This is a genomic window from uncultured Porphyromonas sp. (genome assembly GCF_934359325.1).
Taxonomy (GTDB): domain Bacteria; phylum Bacteroidota; class Bacteroidia; order Bacteroidales; family Porphyromonadaceae; genus Porphyromonas_A.
The window spans coordinates 1-5,051 of the sequence record NZ_CAKRLH010000116.1; the positions used below are offsets into that span (position 1 = coordinate 1).

Here is a 5,051-nt window from a genome sequence, read left to right on the forward strand (position 1 = left end):
GAGATGAGACGAAACGGTCTCCTCTACGCCGATCCGGGCGAGGATCGCCGACCGATCACCTGGATGGGAACCATGCTCGACGGCGCAGCGGTCGTGGATCGACGGGGCTATATCGTGGAGTACAATGCTCTCTGGTATAATGCCCTCTGCTTCTATCGCTTCCTCTACGACCTGCAGGGGGATGAGGAGGTGACGGAGCTGATCGATCAGGTGCGTGAGAGCTTTATCCGGACCTTTGTCAATGAGCACGGCTACCTGCTCGACTATGTGGCCGACGGTCGTCCGCTCGACTGGAGCGTCCGCCCGAGTCAGATCATCGCTGTGGGACTGACCTACTCGCCCATGTCGCGCAAGCTGCAGCGGTCCGTCCTCGACTATGTGACCAAGGAGCTACTGACGCCCAAGGGACTTCGCTCGCTCTCACCCGTCAGTCCGCTCTATAAGGGCTTCTCAGGCGGCAATCAGAGGGAGCGCTACTACGCTTATGTACAGGGCGGAGCGTGGCCGTGGACACTTTACTATTACCTCAGTGCCTATCTGAAGCTCTTCAAGCGTACCGGTCTCTTCTTCGTCGATCGGATGCTGATCCCCTTTGAGGAAGAGCTTAGCCTCAATGGCATCGGCACCATCTCCGAGATCTATGACGGCACCCCGCCATACAGGGGACGGAGCGACCTCTCCTTCATGATGAGCGTCTCGGCTATCCTCCGCATCGTGAATCGTATGGTGGAGTACAAGAGTATCTGGGACGAGGAGGGAGACCTCTATGACTCCTTCCTCAGTATGACCTCTCACCACTCGTCCTCGCCTGATCAGGGTCGTGGCGGTGCGGATGAGGAGGCCGCAGTGACGGAAGAGCGCAAGGATTAAGCACCATTAGCAAGACAGAAATCGTATGAAAGCACTTATGCTTGGCTGGGAGTTTCCCCCTCATATCTCCGGAGGTCTCGGGACTGCTACCTACGGCATCACGAAGGGGCTCTCCTCGCAGAAGGATATGGACATTACCCTGGTGCTGCCCGCTCCGTCCGGAGATGAGGACACCTCTTATATGAGGATCATCGGAGCTAGTGAGGTGCCGATCGTCTACCATGATCCCTCGAGAGAGTATCTCGAGCAGCGGATCGGTCGCGTGATGAGTCCGGATGAGTACTACCACCTGAGGGACCATATCTATGCGGACTTCAGGTATATGCTGACGGACGATATAGGGTGCATCCAGTTCTCCGGGAAGTATGGGGACAACCTGATCGACGAGATCAATAACTACTCCATCGTCACCGGCGTGATCGCCAGAGCCGACCACTACGACCTGATACATGCCCACGACTGGGTCACCTATCCTGCAGGTATCCACGCCAAGCAGGTCCTCGGCGTGCCACTGGTGATCCATGTCCACGCTACCGACTTTGATCGCAGCCGCGGTAATGTCAATCCTACCGTCTACGCCATAGAGAAGGACGGTATGGACCATGCCGATCATATCATGTGTGTGAGCGAACTGACCCGCCGGACCGTGATCGAGAAGTATCATCAGGATCCCTCCAAGGTGACCGCCGTACACAATGCCGTGATACCGCTCGAGGACTCGATCCTCAATATCCCGGACAAGAGGGGCGTAAAGGATAAGGTGATCACCTTCCTCGGTCGTCTGACGATGCAGAAGGGACCTGAGTACTTCGTGGAGGCGGCAGCGCGTGTGCTGGCTAAGAAGCGTGACGTCCGCTTCGTGATGGCCGGCAGCGGAGATATGATGGATGAGATGATCCGCCTCGTGGCGGAGAAGCGCATCTCGGACCGCTTCCACTTCACCGGCTTCATGAAGGGTCGTCAGGTGTACGAGGTGTACCATGCCAGCGATGTCTACGTGATGCCCTCGGTGTCGGAGCCCTTTGGCATCACGCCCCTCGAGGCGATGCAGTGCGGCGTCCCCTGTATCATCTCCAAGCAGTCCGGCTGCTCCGAGATACTCACTTACGCGATCAAGCTCGACTACTGGGATGTCGATGCGATGGCGGATGCGATGTACGCCCTCGTCACCTATCCGGCACTTCACGACCTCCTCTCTCAGCGAGGGCTGGACGAGGTGGCCGGGATCACGTGGGATAATGTGGCGCTCAAGATACGCGGTCTCTATGACCAGGTCCTTGGACGATGATAATACCTCTTATGAATAACCTCCCTGCTAGATAAACTACTCACCATGGATAAGAAAAAACTCTGCCTCGTCTTCCAGCTGCATCAGCCCTTTCGTCTGAAGCGCTACCGATTCTTCGACATAGGCAACGACCACTACTACTTCGACGACTTCCTCAATGAGCAGTATATGAGATCCGCCGCTGAGCGATCCTATCTGCCGGCCAATCAGATGATCTACGACCTGATCCAGCAGACTAAGGGCAAGGTCAAGGTCGCCTTCGCCATCTCCGGCACCGCTCTGGACCAGATCGAGATGTACACGCCGGAGCTGATCGACAGCTTCCGTAAGCTCACCGAGACGGGGTGTGTGGAGCTCCTGGCAGAGCCCTACGCCCACAGTCTCTCCTCTCTGGCGCCGTCCAAGGCGGAGTTTAAGGGTCAGGTGGGGATGCATGTCACGGCTCTCAAGGCGATCTTCGATTACGAGCCTAAGGTGCTGCGCAATACAGAGCTCCTCTACGATGATGACATCGCACTGGCAGTGGCAGAGATGGGATTTCATGGGATGCTCACCGAGGGCGCTAAGCATGTGCTGGGGTGGAAGAGTCCCGACTTCGTCTACCAGAGTGCGGTAGTGCCAGAACTCCATCTCCTGATGCGCCACGCCGCACTGTCTGAGGATCTCTCTCGGCGCTTCTGCGATCAGAGCTGGGACGAGTATCCGCTGACAGCGGACAAGTACGCCTCTTGGCTCGCTGATCGGGGCAAGGGGGAGCAGGTGACCTATCTCGACATGAGCTACGACGTACTGGGCAATCTCTGTCCCGCGTCATCGGGGATCTTCGACTTCTTCCGCGCTCTACCGGAGTACATCGACCGTGCCGGGCTGGAGATGGCGACACCGTCCGAGGTCTTTGCGCAGCTCCGACCAGAGGATGAGATCAGCGTCCTGGACACCATCTCCTGGTCGGAGGAGGAGAAGACGACGAAGTCCTGGCTCGGCAATATCCTCCAGCAGGAGGCCTTCGGCAAGCTGGTGGAGTGGACTGAGCGGACCCGTATGAGCGGTAACAGGAGGATCAAGCAGGACTGGGCCTACCTCCAGAGCAGCGACCACTTCCTCTATATGTCCACAGCTATGGAGAATAAGGACTCAGGTCTCTACAGTCCCTACAGCAGTCCCTACGACGCCTTCAATAATTATATGAATGTGCTGAGTGACTTCCACCTCCGCGTGGAGGAGGAGTATCCCAGCTCGATCGAGAATGAGGAGCTTAATGCCCTCCTAAAAACGATCGAGAACCAGGGCGAGGAGATCACCGCACTGCAGGAGGAGCTCCATAAGCTAAGGGCAGAAAAACCGGCCAAGCGCACCGGTACCACCAAGAAAGCGAAGTAAGAGCAAGAGAGCAAAGCAATGCCACAAGAAGAGACCGACTGGGAGTCACTGACTTTCGGTTACTATCCGACGGACTATAACGTACGGAGCTATTACTCTAAGGGGGAGTGGAGCAAGCCTGAGCTGTGTGCTGACCCCACCATATCGGTTCATCTGGCAGCAACGGGACTCAATTATGGTCAGCAGGCCTTTGAGGGACTCAAGGCTTTCCGCTGCCGGGATGGTCGGGTCTGTCTCTTCCGACCCGAGGAAAATGCCCATCGGCTACAGAGCTCCTGCGCCGGGATCATGATGCCGGAGGTGCCGGAGGAGCTCTTCCTGGAGGCTTGCCATATGGTGGTGAAGCATAATAGCCGCTTTGTCCCGCCCTATGGCACGGGTGCTGCCCTCTACCTAAGACCTCTCGTCATCGGTATAGGGCCACATGTCGGCGTGAGCGAGAGCAGCGAGTACCTCTTCTCGATCTATGCTTGTCCGGTAGGACCCTACTTCACGCGCGGAGTCACCTCCGTCCCGGTAGTGATCCAGCGCTCTTACGACCGAGCTGCCCCGCGCGGCACCGGGAGGTTCAAGGTGGGCGGAAACTATGCCGCCTCCTTCCGCGCAATGCATGAGGCCTATGAGGAGGGCTATGCCGGGGGATGCCTTTTCTTGGATCCTCAGGAGAAGAAGTACATCGACGAGTGCGGGTCAGCCAATTTCTTCGGCATCAGAGGGAAGTCCTACATTACTCCCCGCTCCGAGTCGATCCTCGCCTCGGTGACCAACGACAGCCTGATGACCATCGCCGGCGACCTCGGTCTGTCGGTGGAGCGCCGTCCTCTGCCTGTGGAGGAGCTCAGCACCCTCAATGAAGCGGCAGCCTGTGGCACCGCCGCAGTTATCTGTCCCATCAGCAAGATTGTCGACCTCGATACCGGCATCATATACGACTACGGCAGTGAGCCCGGTCCGATCTGCCGAGAGCTCTACGACCACCTCACAGGCATACAGACCGGTAGGCTCCCCGATCGTCACGGCTGGCTGACGGCGGTCGACCTGTAGCTCCCCTGTGATCCGACCCATCACCGAGATCATCAGGTATCCCAGGGTCACCTCTCACCTCGGAGGATGTGGGGTATATCTATTACCGGTATTAGTTTTCTCTATTACCGGTATTAGTGAAGCCTATTAGCGGTAATAGATTTTACCAATACCGACATCGGTCGGAGGGTGTCTTGGACGCCGTGAAAAGCTGTGCCCCTATTTCATAAGTCCTTCGTTACTATTGCACACCCTGTGAGAGGGAGAAAATGCGGGAACGTAATTGGGCAAAAATCAGTACCTTTGCTCGAATAAAATACGGATACTGAGATATGAATAAGCAGCAACTCGTCGAACAGATAAGACGAAAGAAGTCTTTCCTCTGTGTCGGCCTGGATAGTGACTCCACCCTTCTCCCTCCGCACCTTCCTCAGACTGCCGAGGGGGTACTGACCTTTAATAAAGCGATCATAGATGCCACGGCAGACCT

4 protein-coding genes and 1 pseudogene are annotated in these 5,051 nt (G+C 56.8%); all 5 read left to right on the top strand.

From position 1 onward, the window contains the following. Window positions 1-870: amylo-alpha-1,6-glucosidase (locus Q0F21_RS05195; RefSeq protein WP_297238035.1), on the top strand; the 870-nt coding region annotated here is incomplete at its 5' end. Between the two features lie 25 nt (window positions 871-895). Further along, complete coding sequence (locus Q0F21_RS05200) at window positions 896-2,158, top strand: glycosyltransferase family 4 protein (protein WP_297238037.1); 1,263 nt, start codon at window positions 896-898, stop codon at window positions 2,156-2,158. Window positions 2,159-2,203: 45 nt separating this feature from the next. Next, the gene (locus Q0F21_RS05205; protein WP_297238038.1) at window positions 2,204-3,538 is read left to right on the top strand and encodes a glycoside hydrolase family 57 protein; all 1,335 of its coding nucleotides are present in this window, start codon (window positions 2,204-2,206) and stop codon (window positions 3,536-3,538) included. 18 nt (window positions 3,539-3,556) lie between these two features. Further along, complete coding sequence (locus tag Q0F21_RS05210; RefSeq protein WP_297238040.1) at window positions 3,557-4,582, top strand: branched-chain amino acid aminotransferase; 1,026 nt, start codon at window positions 3,557-3,559, stop codon at window positions 4,580-4,582. A 311-nt stretch (window positions 4,583-4,893) separates the two neighbouring features. Then, window positions 4,894-5,051, top strand: a pseudogene (locus tag Q0F21_RS05215) (orotidine 5'-phosphate decarboxylase); the annotation flags it as partial.

What these genes read in the sequence shown, in the direction of transcription:
- Q0F21_RS05200 (WP_297238037.1), top strand. Translation starts at nt 896, where the DNA reads ATGAAAGCACTTATGCTTGGCTGGGAGTTTCCCCCTCATATCTCCGGA.
- Q0F21_RS05205 (WP_297238038.1), top strand. Translation starts at nt 2,204, where the DNA reads ATGGATAAGAAAAAACTCTGCCTCGTCTTCCAGCTGCATCAGCCCTTT.
- Q0F21_RS05210 (WP_297238040.1), top strand. Translation starts at nt 3,557, where the DNA reads ATGCCACAAGAAGAGACCGACTGGGAGTCACTGACTTTCGGTTACTAT.